The 20,460-nt window shown below is 39.2% G+C and carries 14 protein-coding genes; 11 read left to right on the plus strand and 3 right to left on the minus strand.

What is annotated here, in order from left to right; genetic code table 11:
* Window positions 1–6 precede the first annotated feature (6 nt).
* Window positions 7–1,140, minus strand: a complete 1,134-nt coding sequence (locus tag H7U17_RS06515; RefSeq protein ID WP_186755857.1) for an amidohydrolase — start codon at window positions 1,138–1,140, stop codon at window positions 7–9.
* Window positions 1,141–1,444: 304 nt separating this feature from the next.
* On the opposite strand from H7U17_RS06515, the gene H7U17_RS06520 reads away from it, so the two are divergent.
* From H7U17_RS06520 to H7U17_RS06565, 10 genes are all read left to right on the plus strand, one after another.
* Window positions 1,445–1,621, plus strand: a complete 177-nt coding sequence (locus H7U17_RS06520; protein WP_186755858.1) for a hypothetical protein — start codon at window positions 1,445–1,447, stop codon at window positions 1,619–1,621.
* A 146-nt stretch (window positions 1,622–1,767) separates the two neighbouring features.
* Complete coding sequence (locus H7U17_RS06525; RefSeq protein ID WP_186755859.1) at window positions 1,768–2,229, plus strand: GbsR/MarR family transcriptional regulator; 462 nt, start codon at window positions 1,768–1,770, stop codon at window positions 2,227–2,229.
* A gap of 74 nt (window positions 2,230–2,303) precedes the next feature.
* The gene (locus H7U17_RS06530) at window positions 2,304–3,671 is read left to right on the plus strand and encodes a TolC family protein (RefSeq protein WP_186755860.1); all 1,368 of its coding nucleotides are present in this window, start codon (window positions 2,304–2,306) and stop codon (window positions 3,669–3,671) included.
* A gap of 51 nt (window positions 3,672–3,722) precedes the next feature.
* The gene (locus tag H7U17_RS06535) at window positions 3,723–4,769 is read left to right on the plus strand and encodes an efflux RND transporter periplasmic adaptor subunit (RefSeq protein WP_186755861.1); all 1,047 of its coding nucleotides are present in this window, start codon (window positions 3,723–3,725) and stop codon (window positions 4,767–4,769) included.
* 19 nt (window positions 4,770–4,788) lie between these two features.
* Window positions 4,789–7,944: an efflux RND transporter permease subunit gene (locus H7U17_RS06540; RefSeq protein WP_186755862.1), complete on the plus strand. Its 3,156-nt coding sequence runs from the start codon at window positions 4,789–4,791 to the stop codon at window positions 7,942–7,944.
* 191 nt (window positions 7,945–8,135) lie between these two features.
* Entirely contained in the window at window positions 8,136–8,381 is a 246-nt protein-coding gene (locus H7U17_RS06545; RefSeq protein ID WP_186755863.1) for a hypothetical protein, read from the plus strand.
* 957 nt (window positions 8,382–9,338) lie between these two features.
* Window positions 9,339–10,808, plus strand: a complete 1,470-nt coding sequence (gene betB / locus H7U17_RS06550; RefSeq protein ID WP_186755864.1) for a betaine-aldehyde dehydrogenase — start codon at window positions 9,339–9,341, stop codon at window positions 10,806–10,808.
* A gap of 12 nt (window positions 10,809–10,820) precedes the next feature.
* Window positions 10,821–12,434 (plus strand): choline dehydrogenase, encoded by a 1,614-nt coding sequence (gene betA / locus H7U17_RS06555; protein ID WP_186755865.1) that lies wholly within the window; start codon window positions 10,821–10,823, stop codon window positions 12,432–12,434.
* 188 nt (window positions 12,435–12,622) lie between these two features.
* Window positions 12,623–14,251, plus strand: coding sequence for a sodium:solute symporter family protein (locus tag H7U17_RS06560; protein ID WP_230981295.1), 1,629 nt, complete (start codon window positions 12,623–12,625; stop codon window positions 14,249–14,251).
* A 290-nt stretch (window positions 14,252–14,541) separates the two neighbouring features.
* On the plus strand, window positions 14,542–16,152 hold the full coding sequence (locus H7U17_RS06565) for an alpha-L-fucosidase (protein ID WP_186755866.1): 1,611 nt from the start codon (window positions 14,542–14,544) through the stop codon (window positions 16,150–16,152).
* A gap of 49 nt (window positions 16,153–16,201) precedes the next feature.
* Here the strand turns inward: H7U17_RS06565 and H7U17_RS06570 are convergent, their stop codons facing one another.
* Window positions 16,202–17,296, minus strand: a complete 1,095-nt coding sequence (locus H7U17_RS06570; protein ID WP_186755867.1) for a DUF6920 family protein — start codon at window positions 17,294–17,296, stop codon at window positions 16,202–16,204.
* A gap of 340 nt (window positions 17,297–17,636) precedes the next feature.
* Between H7U17_RS06570 and H7U17_RS06575 the strand changes: the two genes are divergently transcribed.
* Window positions 17,637–18,689, plus strand: coding sequence for a hypothetical protein (locus H7U17_RS06575; protein WP_186755868.1), 1,053 nt, complete (start codon window positions 17,637–17,639; stop codon window positions 18,687–18,689).
* Window positions 18,690–18,724: 35 nt separating this feature from the next.
* On the opposite strand, the gene H7U17_RS06580 is transcribed toward H7U17_RS06575, so the two are convergent.
* Complete coding sequence (locus H7U17_RS06580; RefSeq protein ID WP_186755869.1) at window positions 18,725–20,194, minus strand: M20 family peptidase; 1,470 nt, start codon at window positions 20,192–20,194, stop codon at window positions 18,725–18,727.
* Between the last annotated feature and the right edge of the window lie 266 nt (window positions 20,195–20,460).

The following is a 20,460-nucleotide window of genomic DNA, read 5'->3' on the forward strand; positions in this document are numbered from 1 at the left end:
AGTTGTTTATTGATGGATTTGGCCTAAAATTTTTTCAAACATATGTATTCCTGTGGGAATAATCTGATCTGGGAAATCATAGTGAGCCTCATGGAGTTGAGGGTGATTTTTGCCCGATCCTATTCCAAAAAGCAAAGTTTTGCTCTCAGAGGAGAATTGACCAAAATCCTCTGACCACTTGAAAGGGTTGCGGATATATTTACTTTTTAACTTCAGTGTTTTGGCCGCTTCATTGGCAAAACTCCAAGCTGAATCGTCATTCACAGTGCAAGCAAATTCTTCCGTAAAGGAGATAGATAAACCTAATTTGTATTCTTTGGCAATTAAACTACAAAGCTTTTCTGCATATTCGACAAGTGTGGCCATATTTTGGTCATCTATAGTCCGAAGCGTGGCGCTTATGGTGGCTTCTCCTGGGCTTGTTCCGAAGGCAACTTCTCCCAGTGTTGCATGGATGACCGTGATTAGGTTGAATGATTTTATACTTTTAGAAATCAATGGGAGTCCCACTATAATTTTGGACATGGCTTCTGCTGGGCTATTTCCATCTTCAGGATGTGCCGCATGAGATGTTCTACCCCTTAGTTCAATGATCATACCTTTGGAGGCGGCTGTGAAAACACCTTTTTTGAGTACTATTTTATTTTCAGGTTCGCCAGGTAGGTTGTGAAGGGCAAAGGCGTAGTCAGATTTAATTTTTGCGTATTTAGGATCTTGCATTACTTTTTCTGCTCCTTCTCCCGTTTCTTCAGCGGGTTGAAAAAGTAAGTTTATTTGTCCTTTTTTTGGTCTTTGGGCCGCTATTGCCATGCCTAGGCCGGCTACTATCGCCATGTGGCCATCATGTCCGCAGCTATGGGAACAATTCGGGGTTTTGCTTTTGTGTTTGATATCGTTATTTTCCTGTATGGGCAAGGCATCCAGTTCGCAGCGTACCAAAGTACTGGGGCCCTTTTGCTCTCCTTTGAAGATAAATGCCAGTCCATTTCCTCCCAGCTCTTCTATAAATTCGTCAGGATCTAATGGAACAAAAAAATCTTTTACCCTTTTTGCGGTAGATTTTTCCTTTCCGGATAATTCAGGATGCTGATGAAGCTCCCTTCTAAAATTGATTAATTTCTGAATATCTGCTTTCTTCATGGCCTAAATTTGGTTTGATGCTTGTCTGTGCCAAAATCATACCGTTCGATGCTGGTTTTCATTTGATTAATCTTTAATACCTATTTGAATGTTCTGGCAAAGAATCATTTCATAGAAATTAAAATAGCTCAATTATGGGTAATTCCCAAAAGCACCATTGATTTGGATTTTAATTTAGGAGTGGGATTGTCGATAAATTTTTCGGCTAGGAATCAGTGGATTATATAAAATTTAAAAATGATAGATTATTTGGCTGAACTTATTTATATTCAATTTTGCTTTCTATCTAATAAACTTTCATCCTATGAACGCAGAACAAAAAACAGCTCTTACCAACGAAATTGAAAAGTTAAAAGGATCATTGACTGGTGACATGTTTAGTGACATGGAAATTCGTGATAAGATTCACAATCTGGAAATGCAATTAAATGGAACGAAACCTATGGATAGTCATTTTGATTGTATTGGATGTGGAAGTTAAAAAATAAAATAAAACATAAGCTTTATTTAGGTCCGTTTCAGGACCTTTTTTTATGTAATTATATTTTTTTTAGTTCTCTTTTTTATGAACTAACAAAACCTTTTGTATATTTGCAGCGTTTACTCCATTAAATGTCAAGAAAAAATATGAAATTATCTGACAAAGAACAAGAAATAATCGAACGAATTGGCGTTTTTTTTGAGAAAAAGGGACATCAGCCAATATTGGGGAGGATTATGGGTTTGCTATTGGTTTTAGATCGGGCTGAGGCCACTTTTGATGAGATTCGGGAGTATTTATCGGTTAGTAAAAGTGCGGTAAGCAATGCGCTTACGCTATTGCAGAGTCTTGACAGGGTGGAATACACGACCAAGCCAGGGGAGAGAAAAAGGTATTTTCGATTAAAGGTAAGGAACTGGAGAAAGGATATGCAAGATGATATGAATGGTATATTCAGGATCAGTGTTTTGTTGAAGGAAGTCATGGAGGTGAGGTCCAATTCTAATTCTGAATTCAACCATTGTATCTCAGATTTTCAAAACTTTATCGAGTTTATGAAAGAAGAAATGCCAAAACTTATTGAAAAATATGATCGGCTTCACAGCTGATATATTTTTTGTTTTAATAGTTCTTTAAAAACAGAACAAAGTAATAAATAAGAAAATAACTATAATATAATAAAATGAAGAAACAGTATTTGATTGGTTTTATAGCTGCTTTTTTAGTCTCAGGTAGCATATCCGCCCAGAGCAAATTTGAGGAGGGTGGCATATTCACGCTCAAGGAATGTATAGAGCTAGGCATAAAACATAATACCGAGGTAAAAAAGGCACAATTGGATGAAGAAGCTGCAGATTATCAGCGTAAGGAAATTACAGGGACTGGCTTACCGCAGATAGATGCTTATGGGCAGTATAATAATTTCTTGGATGTATATCCACAGGCGATTCCTGGTGGGGTCTTGAACCCGGAATCAGATCCGAACGGTGTAGATGTGATCTCTTTTGGCGTGCCACAAAGCATGAAAGCAGGATTTAAATTAAATCAATTGGTATTCAGTCAATCCTATTTGGTTGGTCTAAAAGCAGCCAAAACTTCGGAAGAATTTTACAGGCTACTCACCAGGATGACTGAAGAGGACATTATCTATGACATCTCTTTGAACTATTATAATGTAATCGCCACTCAGTTACAAATGACCAACCTGCAAGCTAACCATGATAAGCTAAAAAGGCTAGAGGAGATCATCAAGGCCCAATATGATAATGATTTGGCAAGAAAGGTGGACTATAATCGAGTGAAGGTCAATTTGACCACTTTGGAAACAGAGATGGACAATCTGGAAATCATCACGGAGCAAAGGACGAATTATCTTAAACTGATAATGGGGATGCCAGTGGACCTGCCATTAGAATTGGCAGCATATAATTTCACCGATAATGAGTTGCCGTTACAGGCATTGCAAGCAGATGGGGACTTGAGTGAGCGTTATGATCTACAAGTTTTGGATAAACAATTGGAGCTACATTCTTTGAATATCAAAAATATCCAATCGGGTTATTACCCTACCTTATCTGCCTTTGCGGATGTGAATTATAATGCCTTCTCAAAGGAATTTGATTTTATCTCTGATAGTCATGTATGGTACAGGGGGGCATTGATAGGCTTGCAGCTCAATGTGCCAATTTTCGATGGTTTCCAAAAAAAGAACAAAATCGCCCAAGCAAAGGTGGAATCAGAAAAGGTCAAATATGATCAGTATATGGCGGAGCAATCTGCTCAGGCAGAATACCTCAATGCAGTTAAAAAACTTGGAAACAGCATCAAAAGCTTAAAAGCTCAAGAGTCCAATTTGGAGCTTTCAGAAACTGTATTTGATGAAACGGCACAATTGTATAGAGAGGGGCTTTCTCCATTGACAGATTTGCTAGATGCAGAAACTTCTCTCAGAGAAGCCAGATCCACTTATTATCAACAAATCATCAATGTAAAGACCGCAGAAGCTGATTTATATAAATCAAAAGGACAGATCGAAAAGATCATTAAATAATCTATCTCAGAACACAATGGAGGTAATCCTCCAATTATATCAACTATAGTCATGAAAAAACTTATAACACCATTAGTATTAGTCGTTATTGCTGCCTCGATTGGCTTTACACTTTTCAAAAACAAGCAAGAAATGGAAGTAAAGGCTGAGGAAGCTATGAAAACGAGTGAATCTATTCCTGTAAGGACCACTAAGATTAAAAGTGAGCCACACGAAATTTCTTTTTCATCCAATGGGATTTTTGAGCCTAGTCAGGAGCTTTCTTTAAAATCCGAAGCCAATGGAAAGGTGGTTAAGATTTATAAGAAAAAGGGTGCATATGTAAAGAGGGGAGACATTATTGCCAAATTGGATGATGAGTTCATTCAGCAGGAATTGGCTATTGCTGAAATTAAACTTCAACAGAATAAAAAAGATTTGGCTCGATATGAGAATTTGGCAGGGACTGAAGCTATTACAGAAAAGCAGTTGGAGGAAATCCGCAATGCCACCAAAATGGCTGAATCCGATGTGATCATTAAAAAGAAGCGATTGGCCAATACAGTGATCAAGGCTCCCATTTCAGGATATATTAATGAAGATTATATAGAGATCGGGACCCTGATGAGTCCCGGGATGAATGTAGCCGATATAGTAAATATCAGACCTTTAAAACTAAATGTCAATGTGTCCGAATTGGAGATTGCCCGTATTAATACCGGTGATACTGTGGACGTAAAAGTAGGTGTATTACCTGAAAAAGATTTAAAGGGTAAGGTTTCATTTACCAGTAAAAAGGGAGATGCATCCTTGCGGTATGAGGTTGAAATTGAGCTGGAGGAAGGTTCTGAACAGATCAAGCCAGGAATGTTTGCCTATGCTTCTTTCCAGTACCCTGCTGAGGAGGCTATGTTGATAGATAGAAAATCCTTAGTAGGTGGGGTGAAGAATCCTGAGGTTTTTGTGGTGGAAAACGGCAAGGCAAAACTTAAAAAAGTAAAGTTGGCACAAGTAGGAGAAAACAAGTTGGTTGTGCTAGAGGGGTTGAAAGAAGGAGAGAAATTGGTGACTTCAGGATTGATCAATTTACGTGACGGAATTCCTGTGACAGAACTATAAGTTAAAAAAAATCAAGGAAATGCAAATAACGAAAGTATCCATAAAACGGTCCACCATTGTAGTGGTACTGTTCACTATTTTGACTTTGTTAGGACTATTTTCCTACAGTCAAATGTCCTATGAACTTTTGCCGAAGTTCTCATCTAATGTGGTAACGGTTTCTACGCTTTATCCTGGAGCGGCACCTTCAGAGGTGGAAAATTCCGTGACCAGAAAATTGGAGGATGCTTTGGCGTCTTTAGAGGGGATTGATGTAATGAAATCTACTTCTTTGGAGAGTTTTTCCATCATTACCATTGAGCTGGATGATGATGTGGATGTAGATATCATTCTTCAGGATGCCCAAAGAAAAATTGATGCGGTATTAGGCGATCTTCCAGATGATGCGGATCCTCCCTCGCTGGGGAAATTCAGTTTGGATGATATGCCTATTATGCAAATGGGAGCCTATTCTTCCCTGAGTTCGACGGAGTTTTATGATCTGATGGACCAGAGAATCCAGCCTACATTGTCGCAAATTGATGGTGTGGCACAAGTTAACCTTTTGGGAGGTACAGAAAGAGAGATTAAGGTCAATTTGGATTTGAATAAAATGGAGACCTATGGGATTTCCCCTTTACAGGTTAATCAGGCCATCGCACAAGCCAACCTTGATTTCCCAACAGGAAAATTGAAAAGTGAGGCTGAGCAAATCCTGATTCGATTGGCCGGGAAATTTCAGTCGGTTACTGAAATTGGTGATTTGATAGTCAGTTATACAGATGGATCACCAGTAAAAATCAAAGATATCGCAGAGGTAGTAGATTCTCAGAAGGATGATGAGGTCCTTAGTAGACTAAACGGAAATACAGCCATTGGTTTAAGTATACAAAAACAGTCAGATGCCAATGCCGTGGATGTGGCAGAAAAAGTAAATAATGCTTTGGCGCAACTGGAAACTACTTACCAATCACAGGATTTGAAATTTGAGATTTCCCAGGATTCGTCAGAGTTTACCCTAGAGGCGGCTAATGCTGTTATTCATGATTTGATCATTGCGGTGGTCTTGGTAGCTGTAATCATGCTATTGTTCTTACATAGTTTCAGAAACGCAATTATTGTAATGATTGCAGTACCGGCTTCCATCATAGCTACGTTTACGGTGATGTATATGGCTGGATTTACATTGAATTTGATGAGTTTATTGGCCTTATCACTAGTAGTGGGGATTTTGGTGGATGATGCTATTGTGGTTATTGAGAATATTTATCGTCATATGGAAAAAGGAAAATCGGCGATTCAGGCTTCCTATGATGGTATTCGGGAGATTGGAGGTACTGTTACTTCTATCACTTTAGTAATTGTAGTGGTGTTTGTGCCTCTTTCTTTGACTGGGGGCATGATTTCAGGGATTCTTACCCAATTCAGTATTACGGTGGCCGTGGCAACGCTAATGAGTTTATTGGTAGCATTTACCTTGATTCCGCTACTGACCTCTAGATTTTCCAAATTGGAACATATCAACCCCAAAAGTATTTTTGGGAGGATTGTAAATGGATTTGAAAAAATGCTGGATGGAGTGATTGCTTGGTTGACAGGAATTCTGAAATGGTCATTTAACCACAAGATCATCACCTTGGCTGTCACTTTTGTACTGTTTATCTCGTCGTTTTTATTGGTAAGCAAAGGTTTTATAGGAAGTGAGTTTGTGAGTGAAGGTGATAAGGGAGAATTCATCATGCGACTGGAATTACCCAAATCCGCTACTTTAGAGGAGACCAATTTTACTACAAGAGAGGTAGAGAATTTTATAATGAAATACCCTGAGGTCACTGATGTATTTACTACTGTGGGCCAGACTACGGGGATGACAGGAAATCAGGCAACACCTTATGCTGCTGAAATTACTGTAAAAATGGTGGAGCCAAAGCTCAGAGCCATGACAGCTCCTGAATTTTCCAAGGAAATGGAAATTGCTTTAGAGGAGAATATTGTAGGAGCAGAATTTACAGCTGTGCCTATTAGTATTACCGGTACGGCGAACGATGCACCTATTCAGGTGGTTGTTTCAGGTCCAGACTTGGAGGTGTTGAAGGAATTTTCAGATCAGGTCATGGCTAAGGTGCAAGAAGTGCCTGGAACAAGAAAAATTGAAACTTCCATGGAAGATGGGAATCCAGAAATTCGTGTAGAGGTGGACAGGGCTAAAATGGCAGATTTGGGATTGGATATGGCCATGGTGGGTGGAACTATGCAGGTAGCCTTTAATGGAAATACTGACACCAAATTCAGAGATGGGGATTATGAATATGATATCAATATCCGTATGGACGAATTTGATAGGAAATCCGTTTCTGATATAGAAAACTTGGCATTTGTAAATAATCGCGGGCAGTCAATTCTATTAAAACAATTTGCAAAGGCTATTCCTTCAGAAGGACCTAGCAAACTGCAGAGGCAAGATAGGATCAGCTCTGTCACCATTCAGTCACAAGTATCAGGTAGACCTACCGGTACGGTTGGTACTGAAGTCAAGGAATTGGTAAGTCAGATGGAGTTACCAAAAGAAGTATCTGTCTCTTTTGATGGAGACCTTAAAAGGCAAGAGGATGGATTTGGAAGTTTGGGGATTGCCTTATTGGCATCTATACTACTGATTTATTTGATTATGGTAGCGCTTTACGATAATTATATATATCCATTTGTCGTTATGTTCTCTTTGCCTCTGGCCATCATAGGGGCATTGTTGGCTTTGGCATTGTCGGGTTCTTCATTGAGTATTTTCAGTATTCTTGGGCTGATTATGCTGATGGGCTTGGTGGCGAAAAACGCGATTATGTTGGTGGACTTTACCAACCAGTTGAAAGATGCGGGTATGGAGGTGAAGGAAGCTTTGTTCAAGGCCGTTGAGATTCGTTTTCGACCGATTCTAATGACCACATTGGCGATGGTGTTCGGGATGTTGCCGATCGCCTTGGCTGCTGGGGCAGGTGCTGAGTGGAAAAATGGTTTGGCTTGGGCACTGATAGGAGGATTGATTTCTTCCATGTTCCTTACGATGGTCGTTGTTCCGGTGATCTACTACATCTTTGATAGCATCATGGAGAGGTTTGGTAAAGATAAGAAGAAAGAAATCCACATTGAAGAGACTGAACTCGATGAATCGGAATCAGAGGTGGCTGAATATGTTTATTAATTGTGTGTGAATGGGTATGTGCGGAATTTGAACTGTATAAGTTATTTGTTGACAGTAAAGACAGGTCAATTTTCCGTGCAGCCCTTTTTCTTACTAAGGGTAAGGATACATTAAGGTGTCTTCTTATTGAATTGATTTAGAAACTATTGAGACAAAAACGGTTATTGTCTCGTCCTAAAAAATAAAAAGCTATGAAAACCAATAATTATTCCAAGCTTAAAACCATCATTCAGGTAATGGGAAAATATGGGATAGCTCCTATATCCAAACAAAAGCAATCCTATTTTATGGAAGATATGGGGTTTGACAGGGTGTTTTTAGATGGTCTTATCTATGATGTAGAAGATGCCTTAAAGGTAGAGTTGCAGGAAGAGGAGGCTCAGTCTTTTAGAAGCCCGGCTGAATTAATTGAACATATGCTTCAGTATCAAAATTAATAATTTCAAACAGTATTTAATAGACTGATTTTTTAGTCCGATACCGGGTGCAGCCAATTTGGTAGAATATTAATGGGTTTGCCTTGGATAGAATATTGACCTTTGGGATGATTATTTTTTCCAAAGGCAAATCTTTTCCATTAATTACTTTTTACTTGTTAAGATTTTTCACTTCCCATATTGATATTTTGCTTCAGCTCAAAATGGAGTTTAATTATCTGTGAAAACAGCTGTAACTTATTTTTCGGAGATTTACCTTGCGGGAAGACTGTTTTGGATGAATAGAACCTTATTTCTCGTGGTTTAAGTGAGTTTTATTGAAACAAAATTTACTGTTCCGAGCCTAGTGCTCTCTTTGTGGATATTATAAATAGCTTTATTTGTCTTTTTACTGGAGCCATTATTGTTTCCTTGGCTTATACTTTGATTATAGAATAGATAGAGGAAGATCAACCTAAGATCGAATAATATTAAATTTCCTTGTAGTATTTGAATTAAGGATCAAAAGCGTTTGAAAAAGCTTTTGGCAAATTACGGAAGGAAAAGGAAATAATGGATTAACCGCTCATGCTTTTGGTAATTGGATACCTTTATTATGTTTGAAGAATATAACTTTAATCTTTTTAATATGAGTGTTTTATGTTTTTTTAGAGGAGCTCAGAATAACGAATATTTAGTAATTATATGTGTTTTTGTTTTGTGAAATAACCAGTATAATTAAGCTTGCCAATCTTTAAAGGACTTATGTTAAATTTTATTTTGAGGAACCGGAAGATTAATAAAATTTTTTATAAAAAAGGTTTTTTGTATTTTTGATTAATTTTATTGAATGTTCAGTCAATAATTGAACTCAATCTAATGTTCATAGTTAGTCATTTTATTTTGGCGCATTAAATATTTGGCCAGATGAGCTTTGACGGCTTAATTTATTAGTTGATAACTATTTCAAGAAAGAAAATGAATAAAGATTCCAGACAGCTCTTTTATGAAGGTAAGCGTCAGCATTCCACATCCGAAAGGTATTTTGCTAATACTAATCCATCAAATGGGCAGTTGATTTCAGAGATAGGCCAAGCCTCCGCTACTGACGTGGAGAAGGCCATAGCATCTGCCCAAAATGGGTTCAAGATATGGTCAAAAATGACAGGGACCGAAAGAGGTCGAATCTTGAAGAAAGCTGCAGATATACTGCGAGAAAGAAATGACGAATTAGCAAAGATAGAGGTAATGGATACAGGTAAGCCTATATCAGAGGCAATCGAAGTAGACATTATTTCAGGTGCTGATGCCATTGAATATTATGCAGGAGTAGCGCCAACCATCAAAGGAGACTATCATGATCTGGGAGGATCATTTGCTTATACACGCAGAGAACCTCTTGGAGTAGTTGCTGGAATTGGAGCTTGGAATTATCCGATTCAGATAGCCTGCTGGAAATCTGCTCCAGCATTGGCATGTGGGAATTCAATGATTTTCAAGCCTGCAGAACTGAGTCCGCTATCAGCAGTTTTTCTGGCAGAAATTTATAAGGAGGCAGGCCTTCCAGATGGTGTGTTTAATATAGTTCAGGGAGATGAAGAGGTTGGAAAAATGCTTACTGCCCATCCTGCCATAAAGAAAGTTTCACTAACAGGTGAAGTAGGTACGGGCAAGAAAGTAATGGCTGCTGCGGCAGAGACTTTGAAGCATGTCACCTTGGAGCTTGGAGGAAAATCACCGCTTATAATTTGTGAGGATGCTGATTTGGAGGAGGCCGTGCAGGGAGCCATGCTCGCTAATTTTTATACCCAAGGGGAAATTTGTTCGAATGGTACTCGGGTATATGTGGAGGAATCCATAAAAGATCAATTTTTGGAAAGATTAATTGAAAAGACCAAGAGATTGATTACCGGAGATCCAATGGATATGGGAACCCATATCGGGGCCCTTATTAGCCAAGAGCATATGGAAAAAGTGCTGGGCTATATTGAACAAGGTAAAAAAGAGGCAAGTTTGGTATATGGAGGAGAGCGATTCCAAGGCCATAAAAATGCCGACTTGCACAGTGGATATTATGTTGAACCGACCATTTTTTATGCAGAAAATGAGGAAGCAATAATAGTCAAAGAGGAAATTTTCGGTCCTGTTATGACTGTTTTGCCGTTTAAAACAGAGGATGAGGTCCTTCAGAAAGCTAATGATACGGTCTATGGCTTGGCTGCTGGTGTATTTACCAAGGATCTTAAGAAGGCCCATCGCATGGTGAATCAATTGGAAGCAGGAATGTGTTGGATCAATAATTATAATATCACTCCAGTGGAAATTCCATTTGGCCCTTATAAGCAGTCAGGTTTTGGAAAAGAAAATGGCCTAACGACCATAGAAGCCTATACACAATTGAAGACAGTGTATGTAGAAATGAACAAAATTGATTCACCTTACGGATAAAGAAAGAGTAAAATGCAGTATGATTATGTTATTGTGGGGGGAGGAAGTGCAGGTCTGGTTTTGGCCAACCGTTTGAGTGCAGATCCAAAAAACCAGGTTCTAGTACTTGAAGCTGGACGCCCAGATTACAAATTAGATTTTAGAATCCATATGCCGGCAGCGCTAAGTTATTTGTTGACCGGGACTTTTTATAACTGGGCCTATTCTTCGGATGAAGAGCCCAATATGAAAAATAGACGAATTGCTCAGCCCAGAGGTAAATTGCTGGGTGGATCCAGTAGTATCAACGGGATGATTTGGATCAGAGGTAATAAGTTGGATTTTGATAAGTGGTCCAAAGAAAAGGGCTTGGAAGATTGGGATTATGCCCATTGTTTGCCCTATTTTAAAAAGCTAGAGCACCGCTTGATTGGACCTGACAAATTCCACGGGGATAAGGGGCCTTTGAAGTTGACCACCCCGGAAAACAAAAATCCACTTTTTAAGGCTTTCTTTGAATCAGTGAAGGAAGCAGGTTATCCACTTACTGATGATGTAAATGGAGCTCAGCAAGAAGGTTTTGGGAAGTTTGACCAGTCGATATTCCGTTCAAGAAGAATGAGTACTTCTCGGGCTTATCTAAAGCCAGTAAGGGACCGGGAAAATTTGACCGTCCTCACTCAGGCCATGGCCCATCGCATATTATTTGAAGGGAAGAAGGCTGTTGGAGTGGAGTATAAGCACAAAGGTAAGGTTAAACAGGTGTTTGGAAAAGAGGTGATCAGTTGTGGAGGCGCCATCAATTCTCCTACTCTCCTACAGCTTTCAGGCATAGGAAATGCAGAAGAACTAAAACAGTTGGGAATAACGCCTGTTCATCATTTGCCAGGCGTTGGGGAAAACTTGCAGGACCATTTGGAGGTGTATATCCAATGGAAGTGTAAAAAACCAATCAGTGAGTATCCTTCCCTTAGTCCATGGCGTGCGCCCATGATAGGATTTAACTGGCTTTTTCGCAGGAAAGGTCCAGGAGCAACGAATCATTTTGAGGCAGGAGGATTTATCAAGAGTCATGAGGACAAGGAGTACCCTAACTTGCAGTATCATTTCTTGCCACTTGCGATCCGCTATGATGGTAGTACCCCAGTGAAGGGGCATGGTTTTCAGCTCCATATTGGCCCTATGAATACGGATGTTCGTGGACATGTGAAAATAAAATCATCTGACCCTTATCAACATCCAAGTATCTTTTTTAACTATCTTTCTACGGAGGATGAAAAAAGGAACTGGGTGGCAGCTGTCCGCAAAACCCGAGAACTTATTGAAACCAAAGCCATGGAGGATATCCGAGGAGAGGAACTGTCACCTGGCAAGGATGTTCAAACAGATGAAGAAATTCTCGACTGGGTTGCTCGAGAGGGAGAAAGTGCTTACCATCCAAGTTGTACATGTAAGATGGGCTATGATAAAATGGCTGTTGTAGATAGCCAGCTTAGGGTACATGGTGTAGAGAATTTGCGAGTGGTGGATGCCTCGGTGATGCCATATGTGACCAATGGGAATATATATGCCCCTACTTTAATGATTGCAGAAAAAGCTGCTGATATGATTTTGGGAAATTCGCCCCTTGAACCGGAAGAAGTTTGATGATCTCACCATACTGGATTCTCATCAGGAATCCAGTATGCTTGTCTCTTTTAAAAATTAGGAGGGCTGATTTTAACCAGCTAATCCAATCTATAGCTGATTCTCCAGAAACAAACTAAAATTAGACAACTCACCCCATTCTCAAATTTCGAAGCCGGATTATTGGTGGTTTCGTAAATTATTTTCTCATGTATAGAAATCAGCAAGTCATGTTTGCTCAATTGATAAAGAACTTTCTTCCAACCTTAATTTTGATAGCTTTGCTCAGCTTAGCAGGTCTGTTTTTTCATTTTTACCAGGATTCCAACATATTTTGGCCAGGATATATTTCCATGGTTTTATTCTATGGACTCATATTTTTCATGGGGACCTATGCCGCAAATCTAAAAAAGGAAAATTCAGTAACCGATGTGATGTTGGCAGGTCGAAAAATTCCACTATGGGTGGCCATTTTTACCATGAGTGCTACTTGGGTTGGAGGTGGATACATCAATGGAGCTGCAGAAAGCACCTATGATGCTTCCTATGGGTTGATTTGGGTACAGGCCCCCTGGGGGTATAGCCTCAGTTTAATTATTGGTGGATTGTTTTTTGCACGTAGAATGCGGCATTTTGAATTCCAAACCATGATTGATCCATTGGCCCAGCGTTTTGGTACCAAGATGTCAGCAGTGCTCTTTTTGCCCGCATTACTGGGTGAAGTCTTTTGGACAGCAGCTATTTTAACTGCACTTGGAGCGACCTTTGCCACTATTTTGGGACTTGATATCCAGACGGCGATTATCCTTTCCGCCCTTATTGCCATAGCTTATACAGCTATTGGAGGTTTGTGGGCCGTTGCATTGACGGATGTGGTACAGTTGTTCTTTTTGCTTGTGGGATTAGTGATTATTATTCCCTTTGGCTTGAAAGAAGTTGGAGGATGGGACCGTGCTTGGGGAGTATATCAAGAAAAAATGGGGGATTTGGCTACTTTTATTCCTTCAAAGGATAATCTAGGAGAGTATTATCTCAACTGGTGGGACAATATGCTGCTATTGATTTTTGGGGGCATTCCTTGGCAGGTATATTTTCAACGAGTCCTGTCATCTAAAAATACCAAAACAGCTGTGAGGTTATCTATAATTGCTGGCTTTGTTTGTATGTTGGCGGCTATTCCAGCCATTGTTATTGGTATCATAGGAGTGGCAGTGCCATCTTGGGAGGCCTTGGGTGCCCCTGGAGCTCCTGAGGATGCTTCTTTGATTTTGCCTTATGTAATACGTTACCTTACACCGGGAGCCTTGGCAACTGTGGGCTTGGGGGCCATTGCAGCAGCTGTAATGTCATCGGTTGATTCGTCCATACTTTCTGCTTCATCCATGGCCAGCTGGAACATCTTTAGGCCCCTGATAAAACCGAAAATAAGTAATAGGGATCTAATGAAAGTAATCAAACGTAGCATTTGGATTATTGGGATAACGGCGACCTTGCTAGCCTTGAAAATACAAAGTGTTTATGCTCTTTGGTTCTTGTGTAGTGACTTGGTGTACACCCTTTTATTTCCACAATTGTTGACTGCATTATATGATAAAAAGGCCAATAAAATTGGTTCTCTCGCAGGATTTGTGGTGGCATTTATCCTGAGAATGGGTGGAGGAGACCCAACTTTGGGGATTCCCATTATGATTGACTATCCGATGATTAAGGATGGAATGGTGTTATTCCCTTTCAGGACAGTGGCTATGCTAGCAGGTTTACTGACCATTGTGGTGATGTCACGTCTTACCGGAAAGTATGCCCCTCCCAAAGCGCTTTATATTGAGGAACATTCCTGAAACCATAATTAATTTTTATAAAAATTACATGCAAGCTCCGGCTGATCATTTGTATGGTCAGTTAAAGTTGTTTTCTGTCTATTAATCTAGCATTGTATTGGGCTTTAGGCCTAATTGTGCTATTTTTACCCAGCTGTGTTGCAAATTTTTACGGTTGAATAAGTCCTGTCGGAACGAATATGTCCTTTGATATATGGTCTGGAGGCTAGGATGATGCAGATTACTAACCGTAAAGTTTTAAAAAAAACTCAGCAAGGATATTATCGGAGATTATTTAAAATATACCCAAAATGAAAAGTACTAAACTCTTATTGATTTTACTGTTAAGTAGCATCATTAGCATACCTTCTATCGCCCAAGAAACAGCTGCTTCCTGGGAAGATTTGAGAAAGGAATATAAGTTCCCTGCATGGTACACGGAAGCTAGGTTTGGCATATGGGTCCATTGGGGTGCTCAAACAGAACCCTTGCAAGGTGGAGGCTGGTATGCTCGGCATATGTACCAACAGGATGTAGGTAATCAATTATGGGGAAAAAATGCCTATGCCTATCATAATAAGACCTATGGGCACCCTTCAGAAATTGGGTATAAAGATGTGTTGAACGAATGGAAGGCCGAGCGCTTGGATACGGATGCTCTGGTAAGTTATTTTAAAAAGCTTGGCGCCAAATATTTTGTGGCACTGGCCAACCACCATGACCATTTTGATAATTTTAATTCCACTTATCATCCTTGGAATTCCGTTAATATGGGCCCCAAAAGGGATATTATAAAGGAGTTTGAAGTATCCTGTGAAAAATTCAATATGCCCTATGGAGTCAGTTCTCATGATGACAGATTTCTTTCCTGGTGGCTTCCTGCTTTTGGATCTGATACCTCAGGCAGATACAAAGGTGTTCCCTATGATGGGCATATGACGAAGGAAGATGGAAAAGGAAAATGGTGGGAAGGATTAAATCCAGCGGATTTATATGGCCTGCCACCGGAAAAAAGAACACCTGAGTATATCGAGGAAGTCAAACAAAATTGGGTCCAGAGGCATAAAGAGCTGGTGACCAAATATGATATTGATTTTCTTTGGTTTGATGGTTACGGCTTCCCTTATGATGAATACGGTAAGGAGGTCTGTGAGGCATTTTTCAATCATAAACTTGAGGAAAAAGGGGAGATAGATGCAGTGATAGCAGGGAAAGTAAGTGGTGAATCCATGCTCGTTAAGGATATTGAGCGAGGCGGTGCTGATGAAATTCTGCCCTATCCTTGGCAAGGGATTACTACCTTGCGAACATGGTTCTATAAGGAGGATCCTGAAAGAATGGAGTATAATCAAAATGCCAGAACCATCATTGAGCTACTAGCTGATTATATGAGTAAAAATGGAAACCTTTTACTGAATGTGGAGCTATTGGCAGATGGGACGATTCCAGAAGAGCAAAGGATCATATTGGATGATATAGGTGCTTGGGTCAACTTAAACAGTGAAGCGATCTATGCTACTAAACCTTGGGTGATTTATGGCGACAATTTGAATTCTTACCTTAAATCAGAGGACTCAGGGGTGACAGAAACCGATATTAAGGCTTTGGAGGAACAGCACAAATCAGGTCATTTTAATGAAAGGACTCTCGAAAGTCCTGCTTATGGTCATGATGAAGTGAGATTCGTGACCAAAGGTGATGTTTTATACGTGATTGTATTAAACCCAGCAGCTGGTGATATAGAACTACCCTCATTGGGCTTAAGTTCAGGGTATCAAGTTGGTAAAGTGACTGATATTGAAATGATTGGAAGTGGTGAGCAGGTGAAGTTTAATCAAATGGATGAGAAACTGGTCCTTTCAGTTCCATCAGAAAGACCCAATATTTTTGCTACGGTATTTAAATTGAATGGTGTTTTATAAATTTTCTGAGAGGTCATAAAGCGCTTTACGTAAGTAGCTTTATGGCTTTTTATGGAAACTCATCATATGCCAAATTATTGATTTTTATTTTTATCCAGGTCCAGTTGCCATTTGAGAGCTTCCAGCTTACATTACAGGATGTGGGGATTTTTATTCCATTGATTATTCCAGTTTGGGTAGCAACTACCGTCCATTCAGTTGGGGTCTCGTCATCTTTTTCCTTAAAGCGGAGGCAGGTGAATTTTTTGAAGTTTCCCTCTTTGTCAAAATGGAAAATACCGCTTCCCTCCGTCCCATTAAAACTCATGCTGGCTTTGGCAGAATTTTGATCGATGGTTTCCCATACAATATAGGGCTGTAATGCGGCCGATGGAAACCATACCATCTCTGATAAGAACCGTTGAAGGCTGGCCTGGTTTACCTTTTTACTGTTGCTTACCTGTGCTATTGGAATAAGGGAAAGCAGCTTAATGCTCATTTCTCCTATGCCCTGTTCAAATTTGTCCCTACCGCATATGGGCAAAGTAGAGAACATCTTTAATTGAACGGACCAATTGAAGGCTGGGGGATCAATGGTATAAAATTGCTGGGCTTTGGCCGGTATCCAGTTTTGGTGCTCAGGCTTCATTAATAACTGCGCTTCTTGTTCTAAGTAAACCTTGTTTGGTAAAGGCTGGCCAATGATTCCAGAATTCTTCAACCACCTTTGAATAACCCCAGGTAGGTCTTGGATCATTTGTTCTGTTATTTTTTCACCATTAGGAGTACTAGATAGAGCGCGCATTTGGCTGACTTCATTTTTTAGCTTTTGTCGGAAACTGAAATCTGAATAGGATAATAGGCAGATGACGAGAATTAATAGGTTGGGGATAGTGCCATATCCCGCATCTCTCCAGAAAATAAAAATCAGAAACTGTGATAGGATGACTGATACTAAACCAATTAGCCACCAGTGTTCTTTATAGTTCATAAATAGGAACAGGGTGGTTGAAAACAGCAAAAAGGCCGTGAGCCATATTATACCAAAAGGTTTAGAGACCTTTTGGCTCAGTCCTGATGGATTGGCCAAACTAAATGCTTTAATGAATCCAAGCAAATGGATGGTTCCATGGAGTGCCAATATAATTACAAAAATCCAACGCATATTACAGAGGCTATTAGGAGAATTACAAGATGTGTTGTATCGTTTTTACGAAATGTTGGGTATTAAATAATAGATGGTTTTTGTTTTAATTACCAGTTTATCAGTGTTTTATGTTTGTAATGAATTTAGTTTGTTTGGAGAATTAAAACTATGATAAACGTCATCAATAAATATCTGTTTGATAGTTTAAAAAGAGCTCAAAATAACAGGGCAAGTCCGGAATGGCGTGATATCCAAAAATTGTGTATTACAGCAATTGTTGGTTTAATTATCCTTTTTTGGTAGTTTGTGTTAAGTATTGTATTATTTAATGCTTATTTTAAATTAGATCGAGAAGTTTATGGTGAGACATTATTTGGCTAGGTTTTTTTCTGTTTCCATGGTATTGGTCTGTTTGGGATTTTTACCCAGATTGTCGTTTGCTCAAGAAACTGATAGTCTTAAATCAAAGGGAAAATATCCCTATATATTACCTTTTTTAGGAGATAAGGCTTATGAGAGGGGCTATGAACTTCCTTTGCCTTTTGGACTAAATGTAGGTACTGTATTTAATAGACAAGGCCTGCTACTGGAGGACTTTGAAATGACCATTTCGGATCCCAATACTCCCGAATCTGATTTAGTCTATAGAGATTTATCAGGAATTCTTGACTTTGGACCTTCTGAGGGAAGAATAAATACTTTGAATATGCGGGGAGATGCTTTTATTCTCCCATTTTTGGCTGTTGGGGGATATTATGGTAGGGTATGGGGAGAACAGACCATTAGTTTTAGTGTTGTCGGTAGTGATTATTTTAGGAGTACGACAGATATAAAAGGACAGTACTACGGCTTAAATTTATTGGGACTTGTTCCTCTTGGGCCTGTGGTTTTAAGTGCCGATTATTCATGGTCTTGGACCACTAATAAAAATTTAGATAAACCAGTATTGGTTAAAGTTAGCGGTTTAAGGTTGATAAGAAGAATATTAACCAAAAAGCAAAACCGGTATTTTGCGGTTTGGGCAGGAGTTCAATTTCAAAACTTGGATAGCAGAAGCTCGGGAAATATCCGTTTGGATGAGGCTTTAGGTATTAGTGAAGAAGATAAATCCCGTTTGGATGATCATTGGGAACAATATACCAATAATGAAATCCCTAATGGTAAGGGAGAATATTGGAGTGACTTGAGCCTTCCCCAACGCCTTGCTCAGCAGGCCGCTTATGACTTGGTAAAAGGAGTGGCTGATGATAATGTCTTTTATAAATTCGATAAAAGACTGGAATATGAATACAGTATGTTATTGGGGCTTAATTACCAACATGATGCTAGATGGCAATTTAGATCTGAATACGGGTTTTTGAAAACTAAGCAGCAGTTAATGGTAATGGCGACTTATCGATTTGGCTTATAGGAGATTTTAATCGTAATTTTCCGAAAAGGACCTGTTTATTGGCTACAGGTATTGCTTATTAGCTGCTGGTAAAAACGGATGGAGTTTTCAAAATCACTTACTGGAATTCTTTCATTCAATCCATGGAATGACTTAATGTTTCCCTTATTTAATTTAATGACGGAAAATCTATAGATGTTTTCTGAAATTTCACTGAAATGTCGGGAATCTGTACCTCCTACCACCAAATAAGGACTTACCAGTGTGGATGGAAAAATTTGGGAAATTGTTTTTTGGATTTCTTTATAACCAAATGAATCAGTGCTGGAAACCTTTGAGGGTTCAGAAATAAACTCACTGCTTTTTATTGAAATTCGATCATCTTCGATTACCTCACTGACCCTATCAATTACTGTCTTAACAGATTCCTCTGGAAGAATCCTGAAATTAATGGTTGCCCTTGCTGATTGGGGAATAATGTTTTCTTTTACGCCACTATTAATGATCGTTGGAGACATGGTCGTTCTTACCAGCGCGTTCCCAGAGGCAGACTCTTCATAGATTTGTGTAATGATAGACTTGAATATTGATTGGTTGGCAAAGACCATCTTATTCAAAAAAGGCATTTCTGGCCCTAGATTTTGAATAAAACCCTCAATGGGTGTTGAAATAGATTTGGGAAATGGGTTTTCTTTTAACTTTACGATAGCACGAGAGATAATATCGATGGCTGTTTCTTTTTCAGGCATGGAAGAATGTCCGCCTTCTACTTTTACTGATAATTCCAGTGAGACAAAACCTTTTTCGGCAATACCTATCAGCGCTACATCACCTTCAATTCCTGGCACCATATCTTGAACAATGCTTCCTCCCTCATCCAGTACAAATTCTGCTTTAATGTTTTGATTTTCTAGGTAATCTGCGATTGATTTGGCTCCTTTTTGACCTCCTACTTCCTCATCATGCCCAAAGGCCAGATAAATACTTCGCTGAGGTTGGAAGTCTGATTTTATTAAGTATTCTGTAGCTTCCATGATTCCTATTACGCCTACTTTATCATCTATGGTTCCTCTTCCCCAAATGGTATCATTGATGATCTCTCCTCCAAAAGGATCTTCTCTCCAATCAGCCAAGTTTTCTGGAATGACTGGGACTACATCCAAATGTCCCATGAGTATGATTGGTTTTAGTGTTGAATCAGTCCCTTGCCATTTATAAAGAAAGCTGTAGCTATTAAAGGTTTTCTTCTTCAAAAGAGAATCGGTCAATGGATAGGTAGAGGTTAAATATTCTGCAAATTCCTGGAATTGAAGAGAATCAAAATCCAGTTCATTCTCAGGCGAAACGGTCTTTATTTGGATTGCCTTGGAAAAATTTTCTATTGATAAGGGCTCGATTACGATTTTTTCCACAGGGCTACTTGCAATCTGCTTGGATTGAAACGTAAAGGTATTAAAAAGGACAATGGCCAAGAATACACAAAAGGCTGAGAGCAATAAAAGCAAGATTGTTCTTGAAAATTTCATGTGTGTTAGTTTTAGATGGAAGTCACTTTTTCAATAAAACCATCAATTCTAAACAATTTAAAAATTATGGGGCAAATTCTTACTAATTGATGGTAAATGAAAAAATCAGGTTGAGTTAAAACTAGGTGGCAAAGCATGATCTTAAGAAGGCTTGGAGAAAATGCCCTGAATGATAATGTTTTATGGGAGAGTGTCTTTTAAAAGTGCCTTGGAATGGATACTTGAGTGTTTTCTCTTTGGTAGCAAGGAGTAGTCAAGACTGCATG

Source organism: Echinicola salinicaeni, from assembly GCF_014280965.1.
GTDB classification, from domain to species: Bacteria; Bacteroidota; Bacteroidia; order Cytophagales; family Cyclobacteriaceae; genus Echinicola; species Echinicola salinicaeni.